Source organism: Dyella sp. NPDC103356 (assembly GCF_055584465.1).
In genome coordinates this window covers 84,861-101,368 of sequence record NZ_JBVJLZ010000012.1, presented here as the reverse complement: position 1 = coordinate 101,368, position 16,508 = coordinate 84,861, and the positions used below count along the sequence as shown (strand labels likewise).

At 61.7% G+C, this 16,508-nt stretch carries 19 protein-coding genes; 10 read left to right on the top strand and 9 right to left on the bottom strand.

Features of this window, described 5'->3' with window-relative positions:
- Window positions 1-115: 115 nt before the first annotated feature.
- Both ACZ6WW_RS21705 and ACZ6WW_RS21700 read right to left on the bottom strand, forming a co-directional pair.
- Complete coding sequence (locus ACZ6WW_RS21705) at window positions 116-595, bottom strand: TlpA family protein disulfide reductase (protein ID WP_465276040.1); 480 nt, start codon at window positions 593-595, stop codon at window positions 116-118.
- Window positions 595-1,887, bottom strand: a complete 1,293-nt coding sequence (locus tag ACZ6WW_RS21700; protein WP_465276039.1) for a YihY family inner membrane protein — start codon at window positions 1,885-1,887, stop codon at window positions 595-597. The genes ACZ6WW_RS21705 and ACZ6WW_RS21700 overlap by 1 nt, the downstream gene beginning before the upstream one ends.
- 120 nt (window positions 1,888-2,007) lie before the next feature.
- Here ACZ6WW_RS21700 and wrbA point away from each other — a divergent pair, with 120 nt between their 5' ends.
- Together wrbA and ACZ6WW_RS21690 are read left to right on the top strand one after the other, a co-directional pair.
- Complete coding sequence (gene wrbA / locus ACZ6WW_RS21695) at window positions 2,008-2,610, top strand: NAD(P)H:quinone oxidoreductase (protein ID WP_465276038.1); 603 nt, start codon at window positions 2,008-2,010, stop codon at window positions 2,608-2,610.
- On the top strand, window positions 2,607-2,951 hold the full coding sequence (locus tag ACZ6WW_RS21690; RefSeq protein WP_465276037.1) for a DUF2069 domain-containing protein: 345 nt from the start codon (window positions 2,607-2,609) through the stop codon (window positions 2,949-2,951). Before wrbA ends, ACZ6WW_RS21690 begins: the two co-directional genes overlap by 4 nt.
- Window positions 2,952-3,196: 245 nt before the next feature.
- Here ACZ6WW_RS21690 and ACZ6WW_RS21685 read toward each other — a convergent pair whose 3' ends face one another.
- Window positions 3,197-3,988 (bottom strand): acyl-CoA thioesterase, encoded by a 792-nt coding sequence (locus ACZ6WW_RS21685; protein WP_465276036.1) that lies wholly within the window; start codon window positions 3,986-3,988, stop codon window positions 3,197-3,199.
- Between the two features lie 25 nt (window positions 3,989-4,013).
- Window positions 4,014-5,654, bottom strand: a complete 1,641-nt coding sequence (locus ACZ6WW_RS21680) for an acyl-CoA dehydrogenase family protein (RefSeq protein ID WP_465276035.1) — start codon at window positions 5,652-5,654, stop codon at window positions 4,014-4,016.
- Between the two features lie 118 nt (window positions 5,655-5,772).
- On the opposite strand from ACZ6WW_RS21680, the gene ACZ6WW_RS21675 reads away from it, so the two are divergent.
- On the top strand, window positions 5,773-6,258 hold the full coding sequence (locus ACZ6WW_RS21675) for an asparaginase domain-containing protein (protein ID WP_465276034.1): 486 nt from the start codon (window positions 5,773-5,775) through the stop codon (window positions 6,256-6,258).
- Window positions 6,259-6,365: 107 nt separating this feature from the next.
- On the opposite strand, the gene ACZ6WW_RS21670 is transcribed toward ACZ6WW_RS21675, so the two are convergent.
- Both ACZ6WW_RS21670 and sufT read right to left on the bottom strand, forming a co-directional pair.
- Entirely contained in the window at window positions 6,366-7,892 is a 1,527-nt protein-coding gene (locus tag ACZ6WW_RS21670; RefSeq protein WP_465276033.1) for a M4 family metallopeptidase, read from the bottom strand.
- Between the two features lie 173 nt (window positions 7,893-8,065).
- Window positions 8,066-8,623, bottom strand: a complete 558-nt coding sequence (gene sufT, locus ACZ6WW_RS21665) for a putative Fe-S cluster assembly protein SufT (protein WP_281849903.1) — start codon at window positions 8,621-8,623, stop codon at window positions 8,066-8,068.
- Window positions 8,624-8,861: 238 nt separating this feature from the next.
- Here sufT and ACZ6WW_RS21660 point away from each other — a divergent pair, with 238 nt between their 5' ends.
- On the top strand, window positions 8,862-9,308 hold the full coding sequence (locus tag ACZ6WW_RS21660; RefSeq protein WP_465276032.1) for a hypothetical protein: 447 nt from the start codon (window positions 8,862-8,864) through the stop codon (window positions 9,306-9,308).
- Here the strand turns inward: ACZ6WW_RS21660 and ACZ6WW_RS21655 are convergent.
- Complete coding sequence (locus ACZ6WW_RS21655) at window positions 9,305-10,735, bottom strand: NAD(P)(+) transhydrogenase (Re/Si-specific) subunit beta (protein ID WP_465276031.1); 1,431 nt, start codon at window positions 10,733-10,735, stop codon at window positions 9,305-9,307. The two genes, ACZ6WW_RS21660 and ACZ6WW_RS21655, sit on opposite strands and share 4 nt — an antisense overlap.
- Entirely contained in the window at window positions 10,735-11,043 is a 309-nt protein-coding gene (locus tag ACZ6WW_RS21650) for an NAD(P) transhydrogenase subunit alpha part 2 (protein WP_281849906.1), read from the bottom strand. Before ACZ6WW_RS21650 ends, ACZ6WW_RS21655 begins: the two co-directional genes overlap by 1 nt.
- A 141-nt stretch (window positions 11,044-11,184) precedes the next feature.
- On the opposite strand from ACZ6WW_RS21650, the gene ACZ6WW_RS21645 reads away from it, so the two are divergent.
- From ACZ6WW_RS21645 to ACZ6WW_RS21635, 3 genes are read left to right on the top strand one after another with little or no spacing between them, the layout of a single operon-like run.
- Window positions 11,185-11,772 carry an RNA polymerase sigma factor gene (locus ACZ6WW_RS21645; protein ID WP_281852945.1) on the top strand — a complete coding sequence of 196 codons (588 nt, stop codon included), beginning with the start codon at window positions 11,185-11,187 and terminating at the stop codon, window positions 11,770-11,772.
- On the top strand, window positions 11,769-12,185 hold the full coding sequence (locus ACZ6WW_RS21640; RefSeq protein ID WP_465276030.1) for a hypothetical protein: 417 nt from the start codon (window positions 11,769-11,771) through the stop codon (window positions 12,183-12,185). Before ACZ6WW_RS21645 ends, ACZ6WW_RS21640 begins: the two co-directional genes overlap by 4 nt.
- Window positions 12,186-12,187: 2 nt before the next feature.
- Window positions 12,188-12,697, top strand: a complete 510-nt coding sequence (locus tag ACZ6WW_RS21635) for a DUF3106 domain-containing protein (protein ID WP_465276029.1) — start codon at window positions 12,188-12,190, stop codon at window positions 12,695-12,697.
- 605 nt (window positions 12,698-13,302) lie between these two features.
- On the opposite strand, the gene ACZ6WW_RS21630 is transcribed toward ACZ6WW_RS21635, so the two are convergent.
- Entirely contained in the window at window positions 13,303-14,403 is a 1,101-nt protein-coding gene (locus tag ACZ6WW_RS21630) for an NAD(P) transhydrogenase subunit alpha (protein ID WP_465276028.1), read from the bottom strand.
- Window positions 14,404-14,543: 140 nt separating this feature from the next.
- Between ACZ6WW_RS21630 and cdd the strand changes: the two genes are divergently transcribed.
- From cdd to ACZ6WW_RS21615, 3 genes are all read left to right on the top strand, one after another.
- Window positions 14,544-14,963, top strand: coding sequence for a cytidine deaminase (gene cdd, locus ACZ6WW_RS21625; RefSeq protein WP_281849910.1), 420 nt, complete (start codon window positions 14,544-14,546; stop codon window positions 14,961-14,963).
- Window positions 14,964-15,038: 75 nt separating this feature from the next.
- Window positions 15,039-15,608 carry a nitroreductase family protein gene (locus ACZ6WW_RS21620; RefSeq protein ID WP_465276027.1) on the top strand — a complete coding sequence of 190 codons (570 nt, stop codon included), beginning with the start codon at window positions 15,039-15,041 and terminating at the stop codon, window positions 15,606-15,608.
- A complete protein-coding gene (locus ACZ6WW_RS21615) occupies window positions 15,605-16,504 on the top strand; it encodes a 5'-3' exonuclease (RefSeq protein WP_465276026.1) in 900 nt (299 codons plus the stop codon). The genes ACZ6WW_RS21620 and ACZ6WW_RS21615 overlap by 4 nt, the downstream gene beginning before the upstream one ends.
- Window positions 16,505-16,508 lie beyond the last annotated feature (4 nt).

Here is a 16,508-nt window from a genome sequence, read left to right as displayed (position 1 = left end):
AAACCGAAGTCACTGGATCCCGGCCTGCGCCGGGATGACGAGTAGGGAGGGCATTTAGAGGTTCCCTCAGCCGCTCCAGAAAAAGCCGCTGCCGGCAAACAGCGCTCCACGCACGTTATTTCTTGCCCAACCCTATCGCCTCACCGAGCGACTTTTCGTTCACCGTGCCCACAAAGCGCTTGGCAACCTTGCCATCCGGCGCGATCAACCAGGTTGTCGGCAAGCCACGAGGCTCATCGAAATCAGGCAGTGGCTTGTCCAAGGGCACCTGCGCCACCGGATAAACCACCGGGTGCTTGACCAGGAAGGCCTGAATATCGGCTTTTTCACTGTCGTCATAAGCCAGGCCGATAGCGGCGACCTTGTCCTTGTGATCGGCGACGAACTTGGAAATATCGGGCATCTCCTTGATGCATGGCACGCACCAGGTCGCCCAGTAATTGACGATCACCCATTTGCCACGCTCGGCAGCAAGGTCGAAGGTCTTGCCATCGAGCGTGGTGACCTTGAGCTTGGGTTGTGCCGGCATCTCGGCGTGAGCCGGCGCGGCCAGCAGCAAGGCGGCCGCGAGGGCAATAGGAGCAAACAGCTTCATCAGGGGTATTCCTCAGACTCGGATTCGGATGCGCAGAGCGTTGACGATGGGGACGATGGATAGGCCTTTTCAAGCCGGGTACCCAGTTCACCCGATAGCGTCCTGGCGACACGCTCGAGCACACTGACCAGTTCTTCCGGCAACGCCAGACCCAACGCCGCCACTTTCTCAACCGGCTGCAATGGCAGGCGATAACTGCTGTGACCATACACCCTGAGCAGATCAGCGCTGTCGAGACTGCGACTGAGCAACCAACCGCCGGATTCGCCGCGACGGATCAGGTCCGCGCGCTGCAGGTCCTCGAAATAATCCGCGATCGCCGACGTATGAAGATACGGGGCGCGTGCGCGTATCGTCTCCGGCTCCACTTCGCATCCGCTGCGCTGGCCGTCGACAAAAAATTTCAACACCACCAGCAATCCGAGAAACTCATCGCCCTGCGGCAACGCTTCGCTGGGCGGCTGATAATCGAAGGCGGAAATCGAAGCGGAAATCGAGGCGCCCAGGATCACGATCACCCAGGAGAGATAAATCCAGAGCAACAGGATCGGCAGCGCCGCCAAGGCACCATAGATCTGGTCGTAGGTATGCGCATTGCGCACGAACAGGGTAAAACCCCAGCGCACGATTTCGAACAGCACCGCGCCGATAACCGCACCGATGCCGGCCTTACGCCATGGCACGCGACGATTCGGAATGAACGTGTACATCAGCCACAGAATCAGCAAGGTCAGCACGAACGGCAAGGTGCCGATCAGGCGGCTGCCGATGGTCTGGCGAAACTGGCCCACGGCATCGTTCAACAACGGCAAAGCCGTGACGTACGAGGTCACGGCAATACTGCCGGCCATGAAAATCGGTCCCAGCGTCAATGCAGCCCAATACAAGAGAATGCGCGAGGTCCAGCGGCGCGGGCGCTGCACGCGCCATACGCGATTGAGGCGCTCTTCGATACTGATCATCATCGACACGGCGCTGAACAGCATGACCAGGATGCTGATGCCAGTCAGCCCGCGTGCGTTGTCCGCAAACTTCTGCAAGGCATCCTGAACTTCGGTGGCGGCGGTCGGCACGAAGTTCTGGAATACGAAATTGATCAGGGTGACGCGCGCATCGGCGAACATCGGAAAGGCGGCAAACACGGTCAGCACCGCCACGGTAAGCGGCACCAGCGAAACCAGTGTCGTATAAGACAAGGCACCGGCAGTTTCGAAACACTTGTCGTCGACGAAACGGTGCCAGAGAAAGCGACCAAAACTCAGCAAGCGCGCGCGGTCGAAACGAAAAGCCATTGACGGGTCCTTCATCGGCTGCCACCGAGGCGGTGGCAGGGCATCGGCTATCGCCGAAGGCGGCGACAGGGTGGCATCGCCCGGTACACTAGCGCATTGCCACTGAATGCCCCAATGCCCATGAGCCACGACATCCTGGTGCTCTACTACAGCCGCAGCGGCCATACCGCCCAGCTGGCAAGGCTGATCGCACGCGGCGTCGAAGAAATTCCCGGCATGCGCGCACGCCTGCGCCAGGTACCACCGGTGGCGCCGGTGACCGAAGTGGCTCAACCTCCCGAACCCGAAGAAGGCGCCCCCTACGCCACGCGCCAGGACCTGCACGATTGCGCCGGACTGGCGCTGGGTAGCCCGACCCGCTTCGGCAATATGGCAGCGCCGCTCAAGTACTTCCTTGACTCCACCGGCGCCGAATGGGCAAGCGGCGCCCTGGTCGGCAAGCCAGCGGCCGTCTTTACCGCCACCAGCACCATGCATGGCGGCCAGGAATCGACCCTGCTGTCGATGGCCCTGCCCCTGTTGCATCACGGCATGCTGTTGCTCGGCCTGCCCTTCACCGAAGTCGCCCTGAATGCCACACAGACCGGCGGGACGCCGTATGGCGCCAGCCATGTATCGGGCGCACAGGGCGATCGCGGCATCAGCGAGCACGAACGTGAGCTGGCGCGCGCCTTGGGCCGGCGCCTGGCCGACACCGCGCGCAAACTGGCGGCATCGGCGTGAGTCAGCTGGCAACGACTTACCGCATCGGTCTCGCTGCCTGGGCCGCGCTTTTTGTCCTGCAACTGGCCTGGTATCTATGGTTGTTCCCGCCGCAGACGATGCCGCTGTGGCTGGTTGTCCTGCTCACGATGGTGCCACTCTTGCTGCCCTTACTGGCCATCCGTGACATACGCCGTGCCCTGCTGTGGACCGGCATCCTCAGCCTGTTCTATTTCTGTCACGGCATCGCCGAGGCATGGAGCTCCAGCGGCGAACGTTGGCTGGCGCTGATCGAGATTTTTCTCACGGTGTTGTTGATCGGTACGCTAGGAGCTGGCGTGAGGCACAAGCGCGCTGCCTGATCCCACTGCCGCGCTTCGAATGGTGGCGACTTAAGAGAACCCTTCCTAATCGTCATTCCGGCGCAGGCCGGAACCCAGTGGCTTTGTGATTGGTTGTCGCCAGAACCTGCAAAAGTCAGCTTTATCGCGAAAACTGAAAACTGATGCCACTAGGTCCCGGCCTGCGCCGGGATGACGATAGGAAAGCCGAGGTTAGTTGAGGCTCCCTTCAGCCACCGCTAACCATAACGCAACCGCAAAACCGCCTAGCTGAAGACAACCATGCTCTGTCGCCCCAAGGCCACCGGCTCACCGCCAGGCCCCCACAGCACGATGCCCTGACTGGTATAGCCATCTATCGCAGCATCCAGTTGCGCATCCACACGCCAGCCCTCGCACGGCATATCGCGCTTGTCCGTAAGCAATTCGAGCATCCATGTCAACGAACTCCCGGGCGCCGGCTTGGAAAGCAACGACAAGGCGAGCGGTGGAATAAAATCCGCAAACGCGATGATCTGCACTTCATCCGCCGGACCTTCGTCCTTCAAGGTCAGCTCGACCGAACTAGTCGTCTTGCGGCCGCCGCTATACGGCAGGTCGCCGCGCAACCAGCGTGCGGTGAAGTGCTGGGTAAATGCCGGCGTCAGGCCCGGAACAAACGGGAGCACGGTCGCACCGGCACCGGCACCGGCATCGACCGGCGGACGCTGCGGCAAGATGTGCACGACCGACTCGCGCGCCACGCCGAAGATGGCGATCACCAGACATAGCGTCTGATCGCCATCGACAATACGTCCTTCCAGCTGCAAAGTGTTCTTACCCTCACGCAACAGCTTCGCCTGTATCTCCACGCGACCGGCGGGCACCGGCGCAAGAAACGTGACCTGCACGGTACGCAAGGGCATCGTGGCCGGCACAAGCTCGCGCATGGCGCGTATGACCAGCGCTGCCTGCAGACCGCCGAATGCGCTGCGGCCCTGTAGCCAGTCCTCGCCGAACTCAGCCGTCCAATGCTCGCCATTGCGCACAACGGTGGCCATGACTTCACTAAATCGCATGATCAAATCCTGTTCTCAGACTCGCCTACACCCAGGCTCTCGCGATCAACGCAGGCGCGTCGATACCTCGCGGCAGCGTACCGTAAACGCGGCCGCCCTCGCCGAGCCGGCTGGCGATAAATGCCTCGGCCACCAGCGTATTGCCCGATGCCAGCAACAGCCTGGCCTGCAGCGCCAGCGCCATGTCCTGTGCGATCTGGCGTGCGCGATAAGCTAGCGCGTCGTGATCGTCGAGGTTCCGCCTGAGTCGGTCGACCAATGCGGCAAGCCGCGTATCGCCATGGCCTCCATCGAGCTCGTCGAAGAATACGTCGATCACGCCAGGCTCCTTGGCCAGCGCGCGCAAGACATCCAGACATTGCACGTTGCCCGAGCCTTCCCAGATCGAATTGACCGGCGCTTCGCGATACAGGCGCGGCAGGATGGTGTCTTCGATATAGCCGGCTCCACCCATGCATTCGGCCGCTTCATTGATCATCGCCGGCGCGCGCTTGCAGATCCAATATTTGCCGACGGCCGTCACCAGTCGAGCGAACTTGTGTTCGTGCTCGTCGTGTGCGTGATCCAGCGCATGGCCCATGCGCATTGTCAACGCCAGCGCGGCTTCACTTTCCAGGGCAAGGTCGGCCAACACGTTCTGCATCAACGGCTGGTCGCTAAGCAGCTGGCCGCCTACCTTGCGATACGAGCAATGATGTATGGCCTGGGTGAGTGCCTGGCGCATCAGCGCGCTGGAGCCGAGCATGCAATCAAAGCGCGTCATCGCGACCATCTCGATAATGGTCGGAACACCACGCCCTTCCTCTCCAACCATCCACGCCAACGCACCGCGGAATTCAACTTCGCTGGACGCATTCGACCAGTTGCCCAGCTTGTTCTTGAGCCGCTGGATATAGAACTGGTTGCGTTCGCCATCGGGGCGATGACGCGGTAACAAAAAGCAGGTCAGGCCTTTGTCGGTCTGCGCGAGGGTCAGGAAGGCGTCGCACATCGGTGCGGAACAAAACCATTTGTGCCCGACCAGCTCATACGCCTGACCGCGGCCGGGCGTGCTCACCGGATAGGCACGGGTCGTGTTGGCGCGAACATCGGTGCCGCCTTGCTTCTCGGTCATCGCCATGCCGATGGTGACGCCCGCCTTCTCGCTCATCGGCACATTGCGCGGATCGTATTGGCGAGCCAGGATCTTCGGCAGCCAGAGATCGGCCAGTTCCGGCTGCAGGCGCAACGCGGGCACACTGGCAAAGGTCATGGTGAGCGGACAACCGCTGCCAATCTCGGCCTGGGCATGCAGGTAATAAAGGCCGGCGCGAGTCACCTGCGCCGCCTGCCGGGTATCGGCCCACGGCGTGGAGACCAGGCCATGCTCGATCGCGGTGCGCATCAGCTCGTGATAGGCCGGGTGAAACTCCACCAGATCGATACGATGACCGTAGCGATCATGGCTCTTGAATATCGGCTTGTTCTCGTTGGCCAGAAAACCCGCTGCCATCAAGGGCCCGCCCGCCAGCGCCCCGTAGTGCTGCAGTTGCAGCTCGGCCTCAGCGGCACCATAGCGAGTCAGCCAGTCCTGCAGTGGCCGGTCGTGACTGTAGAGATTCGTACCCTCCAGCGGGGGCACCTGATTGGTCACTTCGTGGGTTTCGGCGTATTGATGGAAATTCATCGCTTCAGTCTCGAAGGCACGGCAGATGGGCCGAGTTTCCACGATTGCGCTCGCGTGGCAAGCAAATGAAGGCCGGGGGGGCTAAAATGGCGCCGTTTCCCTGTTCGGATAAGCGACCATGCAGCATCTCACCATCGTCACCACCGGCGGCACCATCGACAAGATCTATTTCGACGACAAGTCGGACTACAAGATCGGTGCACCGCAGATCGGTGAGATCCTCACTCAATTGGGCGTTGCATTTCAGTTCGACGTGATTCCGATCCTACGCAAGGACAGCCTGCACATGGCCGACGAGGACCGCGCCCTGGTCCGCTCCACCATCGAGGCGCAGCCGCATCGGCATGTGCTGGTGACGCATGGCACCGACACCATGGTCGAGACGGCACGCGAGCTGGCGCAGATCAAGGGCAAGGTCATCGTCCTGACCGGCGCGCTCAATCCCGCCCGCTTCCAGGGCTCGGACGCCGTGTTCAATATCGGCTGTGCCGTCGCGGCCGTGCAGACCCTGCCTGATGGGGTGTATATCACCATGAACGGACGAGTGTGGGATCCGTTGAAAGTTCGCAAGAATCGGGAAGCAAACCGGTTCGAAGAAGTCTGAGTTCAAGCGCGTCATAGCGAAGAACGATTCGACCTTACAAACATTTACGTTGCCTTGGAACAAAGCGAGCCGGATGTACTCCGGCTCGCCTGAATATAACTGCGTACTCAGCGCTTGCAGGTCACCCCAACCACTGAGAAAGCGTTAGTCACATCCTGCACGCTCATCCCAAGGTCTTTGGCAGCACTTTGTACCCCGCAGGCACCGCCCTCAAAGGTCTCGCTCGCCTTCCAATACAGCATGTTGGCGCGCGCAAATGCCTTGAAGGCCTTTTCAGGGTTCCAGCCATTGCTCTTGGAAAGCGCGCAAAAGGCCTTGTTGTATATGCCACTGGAGTGGTGGACGTCGATGCCATTGCGATATTTGCTGAGATGGTCGATCGAGCGACCATCGCGCGTGGGCTCGCACATGTATCGCAACGCGCCATCGAGCTTCTTGTAGATAGAGGCCCCAACCAGATAGTCGGTCTTGCCCTGATCGAACCACTTGGCCGCTTCACCCGCCATGTCCGAGAACGCCTCATTCATGCCACCTGATTGAGCGCGATATATCAGGCCTGAGTTCTGCTCGGTAAATCCGTGGCTTACCTCATGAGCTGTCACGTCCAGGCTCACAAGCGGATAAAACGAGTTGGCACCGTCTCCAAACAGCATTTGTCTACCATTCCATGCGGCGTTTTCCTCGTTCTTGCCTACGTGCACTATCAATTCCAACCGCTTCGTCAGCGGCTTGACGCCTAGATAGTCGTTGTACATCCGAAATATAACGCCACCGGCGTGGTGCGCGTCATTGATCGGACCGTAGGCACCGTTGACAGCATCACCTTCGCTACTCCCACAAGGAAAGCGCCAGTCCGAAGGCCGCGGCGCAATATTCAAGATGGTGCTGCCCGTATTGTGCGCATGATACGTGACGACATCGGGTGTATCCGTCGTGCAGAAGCTGCCATCCTGTTTGACTTGCAACGCAGGTCGGTCGGTTCCGTAATAGTAACCACCGACTTTTCGGTTTCCACCAGGGCCGGTAGCTTCGGCCGTTGTCAGTCCTTCCCACCGCTGCAGTACTTCTCCCGTATTCGCATCGATGATGGCTGTGGGGCGTGAGCCACCCATCACATGGGAAAGTAGATACACGAGGTGTGCCTTGCCATCGCCTTCGGCATAGACATAGAGCACGGCGTCACGATCTTCCGAATTGTCTACCGTTGCACCGGTCTCTTTCCGCCACAGACTGCGAATAGCGGCTTCGCTCAGGCGGGGTTGCGCAGTAGCAATGTCAGCCGCCAAGCCGATAAACACATCTCCGCGCTTGGCGATGACCGCATCCGTCGCACTCGCCTCAAGCGTGACGTCAGCTCCAAAAACCGGTACGCCATGCCACTGTTGCTGCAATCGCACTGTGCGCGTTCCATGCACTGTCAGCGCTTCTTGCTTGACTATCAGCTGACTATCCGCATCCAGACCGAGGCTATCTGCCAAGGTGGCAACCTGTGTCGGCGCCAGAGACCGTGATGCGAATTGCTCGACCTGCAACTTTGTCGCCGCCGCTACCGACGAACTTGCCAGCAACATCGCAACAGCAAGAAACAACTGCTTCTGTGAATGTCCTTCCATGGTGCCATTCTCCCGATTCATCGTTGGCGTCCAGCCGGCCCCCAATAGGCCGGCAATAAAACGCTGAATCAGGCTAGAGTGAATGGAGCTGGCGCAGTACCCGGGAAGCGCCATACCCGCGAGTCAGATGGGACTCGATAACAGCGTGCGATAAAAAAGATAAACAGCACGCTTTCCGAATGCCTGGCAGGCCTTTACAACATACCGGTCTCGAGCTTCGCCGCATCGGACATCATCGAATGATTCCACGGCGGGTCGAATACCAGATCGACATCCGCTTCGGACACAGTGGGAATCAATTCGAGTTTGGTACGTGCATCGTCGATGAGGATGTCGCCCATGCCACAACCGGGTGCGGTCAGCGTCATCTTTACGTACACCTTGCGCTGCTGTTCGGCGGCCGCCTCCACACTCACATCGTAGACGAGGCCCAGCTCGACGACATTGATCGGAATTTCCGGATCGAACACCGTGCGCAGTTGCTGCCACACGAGTTTTTCAACATCAGCGTCCGACGCGTTATCGGCCAGTTCCAGTGGTGGCAACGGCTCCTTGCCCAATGCATCGGCGTCATTGCCGGCAATGCGGAACAGGTTGCCTTCCACGTATACGGTAAAGCTACCGCCCAGGGCCTGCGTGATATAGCCGATCTGGCCGGCCGGCAGCACCACCGGCTCGCCTTGCGGCACCATGATGGCTGCGCAGTCGCGCTCCAATGTGAAAGGCTCGCTGCTTAGACTGAAACCGCTCATGCCAACCCTGTTCGATACCTTGATGTAGACGTAGCCGGTTGCCACGCCAAGCCGCCTATTATGCGCCCGGCGACAGGGGCTTCCTAATGCAAATCGGGCCAGCGTCATGCTTTCTCAAGGTGCACAGGACGCCTCGCCGGGCCGATTACCTGTCATGCACGTTATGATGCCGGTTTTGCTCCAGGGACAGCCGGATGTCAGAAACCCCTATTCGCCTCGCCTTGGCCGGGCCGTCGCAATGAGCGCACGTCGCTTACTGGGCTTCGTTTTTGCCTTGATCTGCACAGTCATGATCGGCCTGGCCGCGGGTGCGATCTGGCTGGTGCCGACCGTCGTGATGAGCAAGCTGATGCCCTGGCTGGCCGTTCCGATCGGCTGGCTCCTGGGTCGCATCGTACGCGGCTGGGTCAATCCGGGAGGACGCACCGGCGCTGCCGTGCTTGCAGCCCTCGCGATGATCGTAGCCTCGGCCTATCTGGTGGTACTGGTCGCCGGAGCACGTATCGCCGGCTCACTAGGCCTGGGCTTCTTCGACACGCTGCGCGTGGCGGGCATCGCCTTACTGACCGATATTGCCCGGATGACGCTTACCGGCGGCGATATGGTCTGGTACGCGGCCGGCACGGTTCTGGCCGTCATGGGCGCCCTCCACCGAGGCCGAACGGCAGTGCCGCCGAGCAACTAGGTGTCGAGCGTCTTCAAGGCCGCGACCAACGCACCGGCAGCGGCCTGCCCATCGCCATAGAGCATGCGCGCGTTATCGGCGTAGAACAGCGCATTCTCGATCCCGGCAAAACCGGTGCCCTTGCCCCGCTTGACCACGATGACCTGACGGGCGTCGGCGACATCCAGAATCGGCATGCCGTAGATCGGCGACGCCGGGTCTGTTTTCGCCAACGGGTTGACCACATCGTTGGCGCCTATGACCAAAGCCACGTCCGTAGCGGGAAACTCCGGGTTGATGTCGTCCATATCGGCGATCAGGTCGTAAGGCACGCCGGCCTCGGCCAGCAGGACGTTCATGTGCCCCGGCATGCGCCCAGCCACCGGGTGAATGGCGAATTTCACCTTCACCCCGCGCGCGATCAGCAACTGCGCGAACTCCCACACCTTGTGCTGCGCCTGGGCCACGGCCATGCCGTAACCGGGCACGATGACCACACGCTCGGCGTAGGCCATCATCACGGCTGCATCGGACGCTTCGATTGGCTTCTGTGCCCCCTCGATCGCCTGGGCCACGCCGCCGCCGGCGCCGAAATTGCCGAACAAGACATTGCCGATCGAGCGATTCATGGCCTTGGCCATCAGCTGGGTCAGCAAGGTGCCTGCCGCACCGACCACCGTTCCAGCAATGATCATCGCCTCGTTCTGCAGCACGAAGCCCTCGAACGCCACCGCCAGACCGGTAAAAGCGTTATAGAGCGAGATCACCACCGGCATATCGGCGCCGCCGATCGGCAGGGTCATCATCAGGCCGAACAGCAAGGCCAGCGCAAAAAACGCCCCGATCAACGGCAGGGTCAGGTGGCCCGCCGCCAGCAATGCGCCGATCACCACGGCACCGGCCAGCACCAGCATGTTGACGACGCGCTGGCCTGGGAACACGAAACGCCGGTCCAGCCAGCCCTGCAGCTTGGCAAAGGCGATCAATGAACCGGAAAAGCTCACCGCGCCGATCAGAGCGCCCAGGACGGCCAATGCCAGTTGCGGCGTGGAGGGCGCCGAGCCGCCATTGGCAGTGAACTGGCCGCCATCGATCAGAACCACCGAGCGACCGGCATAGCCGATCAGCTCGGCCGCGCCGATCGCGGCCGCCGCGCCACCGCCCATACCGTTATAGAGCGCCACCATCTGCGGCATGGCCGTCATGGCCACTCGCCGCCCCGACCACCAGGCCGCGGCGACGCCGATCAGTACGGCCGCCAGCATCAGTCCGCGGTTATGCAGATCCGGCAAAGCGAAAGTTGCTACGACGGCCAGCAGCATCCCTACGCCCGCCCACACGATGCCGCCCCGCGCCGTGCGCGGCGAGCTCATGCGCTTCAGACCCAGGATGAACAGCAATGCGGCGAGGAAATAGCAGGCTTTGATCAGGTCCGGCAGCCAAGCCATCACTTGGCCCCCTCGCTGCCCGGCTTGGGCTTGCTGGTCTTGAACATCTCCAGCATCCGCTCGGTCACCACGTAGCCGCCGGCGGCATTCCCCGCCCCCAGCAGCACGCCGGCGAAACCTATCGCGATTTCGAACGAAGTTTCGGCATGCCCTAGCGCAATCATGGCCCCGACCAGCACAATGCCGTGGATGAAATTCGACCCGGACATCAAAGGTGTGTGCAGAATCACCGGTACTCGCGCGATGATCTCGTAACCGGTGAATGCGGCGAGCATGAAGATATATAGCGCCAGGAACCCGTCGATCATGACCCCTCCGTGCCGAACCCCCGTGGTTCAGCCATCATACGGTCGCAGGTCAACGCGCGCGAGCCTGCCGCGTTGATGTCGGGGGACGAATCAATGGAGTCTCAGGATGCGCGATCCGACGACGACGCGGACGACGACGCCATGAACAGCGCAGTCTCCGCTCTCGACACGGACCTGATGACCGACGACGCCCGAGCGGCGCCGGCGACGCTGGACGCTTTCCTGAGCCAGGTGGAACGGCGTGCGTTCCGGCTGGCCGAGTTGAACCTGGGCAACCGCGAGGACGCCCTGGACGCCGTACAGGACGCGATGTTGCGTCTGGTCAAGCACTACCGCGACAAACCCGCGCAGGAATGGACGCCGCTGTTCTGGGGCATCCTGCGCCGCCGTATCGTGGACCTGCAGCGCCGCCGCAAGGTCCGCTCCATCATGGTCGGCTGGCTGGGTGGCGGCCGCGATGATGACGGCGATGAACTACCGAGTTGGGACCCGGCCGATAACGGCCCGGGTCCGATGGACCGACTGCAGGATGCACAGTCGTATGCGGACATGGCGGCAGCCGTGAAAAAACTGCCACAGCGCCAGCGCGAGGCTTTCATGCTGCGCGTGCTGGAAGGCCTGGACGTCGCCGAGACGGCACAGGCTATGGGCTGTTCCGAAGGCAGCGTGAAAACCCATCTGTCGCGCGCGATGCAACATTTGCGCGATCAATTGGAGGAATGGCGATGAACGCGCCAAAACATTCCATCGACCATCGGTCTCTCGAGCAGCGCGCCCGCGCGCTCTATCGCGAGGCCTCGCACACCATCGACCCGGCCACCGCCGGTCGACTGCGCGCAGCGCGCCGCACCGCGCTCGAAGCCGCCCAAAAGCCTGCGCAACCACGCGGGGTACGCATGCTGCTGCCGACCGGCGCACTCGCTGCGGTCGCACTGGCCGTGCTGATGGCCTGGTCGCCGCTGCAAAATCGCGGCAACGATGCCTTGCAGGCGCAGATGAATGTCGCCAGGGCTATCGATGCCGACAGCGACCTGCCACCGGATCCGGATAAAGCCGACCCTGGCATGGTTCAGAACCTCGACTTCTACGATTGGCTGGCATCCAATAACACTAACAACTCATCCTCTCAGGCGAATCGGTAAGCATGCCATTGCGTCGTTTCGCCTTGTCGCTGTGCCTGGTAACGCTGCTCGCAGGCACAGCGGCGCCACTGTGGGCACAAGCCGGGCCACCTCCCGGCCAGGGCCAGGCGGCACCACGCCCCTGGAACAGCCTGTCGCCTGCCGAACGCGACATGCTGTCACCGATGGGCTCACAGTGGGACTCGCTCAAGCCGGAACGCCAGCAGCGCCTGCTGGAACGCGCTCAAGGCTGGAACCGGCTTCCGCCTGACCAGCGGCAGGAAGTGCGCGACCGCATCGCGCAATGGCAACAGATGACCCCTGAGCAGCGAGATCAGGCGCGCGAAAACATGCGCCGTTTCCAGCAACTGCCGCCCGAACAACGCCAGCAACTGCACAACGCGTTCAAGCGCTTCCAGGAACTACCACCCGACCGACGGGAGCAGTTGATCAAGCAGTTCCAGCAACAGCGTCCTGGAGGGCATCCGCCAGGGAGCATGGGACATCCTGGCGGCGGGCCGCCCAGGCATTGAGGAATAAGATAAAAAAGCCGCGATATTCGCGGCTTTATTTATATGGGCTTGTCGTTCCAACTATCTGGCAAGCGATGCGAAGCGAGCAGTCAGCACTCGGGGCCCCTCGGGAGTCGAGTGAGGCTTGGACGATCAGGCCCCGAAGGGGGACTCGGCAGGGCGCCGAGTCCTTTTCCACAGGACAGGGACGTTCCCGGATCAAGTCCGGGACAGGCTCTGTCGAAAAGCCCGGCCAAGCCTCACGGTCCGAAGGACGGCGGACGCGGGGTGTCCTTTCTTTGGTTATCTTTCTTTACTCCGGGCCTTACGGCCCTCCGCCCTTCGGGCCGGCTAACGCCGTTCGCACTGCGTGCGTGGACAAGCAAAGAAAGTAACTCGGCGACCGGCAGGTCGGCGAAACACGCCGCAGGCGACTTCAACACGAGCGCGCTAAACCAAAGCGATAGACGCTCTCGCGACAACCAACCACCGAAGCCACTGGATCCCGGCCTACGCCGGGATGACGATGTAGCGGGAGTTGCGCAAATTTTTCGTCACTGGCGAAATGACGATGCAGGGGGAGCTGCGCGAGTTTCCCGTCGACTGGCGAAATGAGGAGAAAGCCATCAGCCTTCGAAGCAAACCTTCCCATCTCTCACCACACAACTCTTACTCACCAACTCATCATCAAAATCAGGACTCAACACCCCATCACGCACCAACAACTCGGCAAAATTGAACACATTGCGCGCATACATCTCCGACGCATGCAACGGCGCCCCCGCCGGCAAATTCAACGGCCCAAGAATCGTCACCCCATGAAGCTCGACCCGCTCACCAGGCCGCGTCAGCTCACAATTGCCGCCACCCTCGGCCGCCAGATCGACAATCAAGGCGCCAGGTTTCATGCCTTCGACCATCGCAGCGGTAAGAATTTTCGGTGACGGACGCCCCGGCACCGCAGCCGTGGTCACGATCACATCGACCGACTTCACATGCTCGGCCAGCGCCTGCTGTTGCGCAGCGCGTTCCTCGGCGGAAAGCTCGCGTGCATAGCCGCCACTACCGGCAGCGCTGACGCCCAACTGGACAAACTTCGCACCCAGCGACTCCACCTGTTCGCGCGTCTCCGGCCGCACGTCATAACCTTCGATCTGCGCGCCCAACCGGCGCGCCGTGGCGATTGCCTGCAGGCCGGCAACACCCGCGCCGATCACCAGCACGCGCGAGGGGCGGATGGTACCGGCGGCGGTCGTCAGCATCGGGAAAAATTTGGGCGCGGCTTCTGCGGCGATCAGCATCGCGCGATAACCGGCAACCGCCGCCTGCGAACTGAGCACATCCATCGCCTGCGCGCGCGTCGTGCGTGGCAACAGCTCCAGCGCAAAGGCGGTGATACCCCGCTCGCTCATGGCAGCGATACGTCCCGCGGCACCATAGGGCCGCAACTGCCCGATCAACACACTGCCAGCGCGCAGGCGCGCTACCGTTGTATCGTCCGGCGGCAGCACGCAGGCCAGCACATCCGCCTGCGCCAGAACTTCCGCGGCATCGCCGAATTCACCATCGACGTAGCTGGCATCGGGAAACCCGGCCGAAGCGCCAGCGCCATGTTCGAGCAAGACCCGAACCCCCTTGGCACGCAATTTCTTTGCAGTTTCCGGCGTAATCGCGACACGCCGCTCGCCAGCGGCGGTTTCACGCAATGCGGCCACGGTGATCGGCATCGGGGACTCCCTGCGGATGATTCGGGCCATCATAAGGCCTTAATGGACCGCGCTTGTACCCGGGGGGCACCTCGGGAGTAGACTGACCAGCCGCTTACGGCATCGATACCCGGCGGGCAAGACGAGCTGGAGATCCATTGATGTCCGTGCAGGTGAAATTCGATTCGCTCTCTCCCGATCCGCTGCTGGCCAGGGCACGTGCAGTACGCGAACGGGCTTATGCGCCCTATTCCAACTTTCTGGTGGGCGCCACCTTGCTCACCCACGACGGCCGCCATTTCGATGGCTGCAACGTGGAAAACGCGTCCTATGGCTTATGCAATTGTGCCGAGCGCACGGCGCTGTTTGCGGCGATCGCCGCAGGCTGCAAGCCCGGCGATTTCGCCGCCCTGGCAGTGATCGGCGACACACCTGCGCCCATCGCGCCTTGCGGCGCCTGTCGCCAGGTGATGGCCGAACTCTGTAACCAGGAGATGCCCGTCATATTGGCCAATTTGCAGGGCGACGTGCAGTTGACCACAGTCGGCAAGCTGCTCCCAGGCTCGTTTCAATTGCCCTGAGCCCGATGAGACCCGGAGTCATCGGACGTGAGCCGATGAACTGCTAGCATGACCGCTTTGAGATCGAGTCACGCCATGCTTTCTGCTCTCGAGTTGCTACAACAGCGCCATTCGGCACCCTCGCGCCAGCTTGGCGAGCCCGCGCCCGACGATACGACCTTGCGCACGTTGCTGGAAGCGGCCATCCGGGTGCCCGACCACAGCAAGCTCGAGCCGTTCCGGCTGGTGCTGCTACGCGGCGACGCCAAGCTGCATTTTGGCGAACGCCTGGCCGAGATCGCCATTCGCCGCAATCCGGACCTGCCTGAGTCCAAGCGCGAAAAAGAGCGCTTGCGCTACACCTTTGCGCCGCTCGTGGTGATAGTGATTTCGCACGTGCACCCTGAAAGCACGGTGCCTGTCATCGAGCAACAGTTCGCCGCCGCCTGCGTCGCACACAACCTGCTGCTCGGCACCTATGCCCTTGGCTACGGCGCGCAGTGGCTGACCGGCTGGGCGGCGTACGATCGCGAAGCGGCCGCGCTACTTGACCTCAAGGACAACGAACAAGTCGTTGGCTTCGTGCATATCGGCACGCCGGATATCGATATCCCCGATCGCGATCGCCCCGTGCTCGACGATCTGATCTCGACCTGGGCACCATGAGCGAGGCAAGCCCCATCGTTCATCTCGTTGACGGAAGCCTGTATGTCTTCCGTGCCTGGCACTCCATGCCCGACGAGTTCACCGACGTCGACGGACACCCGATCAACGCGGTGCACGGGTTTACGCGGTTCTTGTGCGAACTGCTGGAAAAGACCAAACCGGAACATATCGCGGTGGCCTTCGATGCATCGCTGACCACCTCGTTCCGCAACGCGATCTATCCGAAATACAAGGCCAACCGCGAGCTGCCGCCACCCGATCTCGAACGGCAGTTCGTCGTGTGCCGAGAGATCGCCGAGGCGCTTGGCCTGCCCGTCCTGATCGACCATAGCTACGAAGCCGACGATCTTATCGGCAGCGCGCTGTGGGGACTGCGCGCGCATGGATTCCGCGGCGTCATCGTTTCGGCCGATAAAGATTTCGGTCAGCTGCTGGGCGAACACGACGAACAGTGGGACTACGCGCGCAATCTGCGCTGGGGTCCGGCCGGCGTGCTGGAAAAACTCGGCGTGCATCCGCACCAGGTCGCCGACTATCTGGCCTTGTGCGGGGACGCCGTCGACAACATCCCCGGCGTACCGGGCGTCGGCGCCAAGACGGCAGCGGCCTTGCTCATGCATTTCGGCAGCCTCGACGCCCTGCTCGACCGCGTCGACGAAGTGGCTTTTCTGCGCATTCGTGGCGCTGCGTCTTGCGCGGCGAAGCTCAAGGAGCATGCCGAGATGGCACGCCTGTATCGCCGTCTTACACGTATCGCGCTTGATGTGCCCGTTGCATCACATGCCGACGCCTTGCTTCGCCAGGATAGCGAATGGGCAAAACTGGAGGTCATCAGTGAACGACTTCGCTTTGGCCCATTGACGCGTTCGCGACTGCGCGCGCTGACCACTGGTTAGTCGC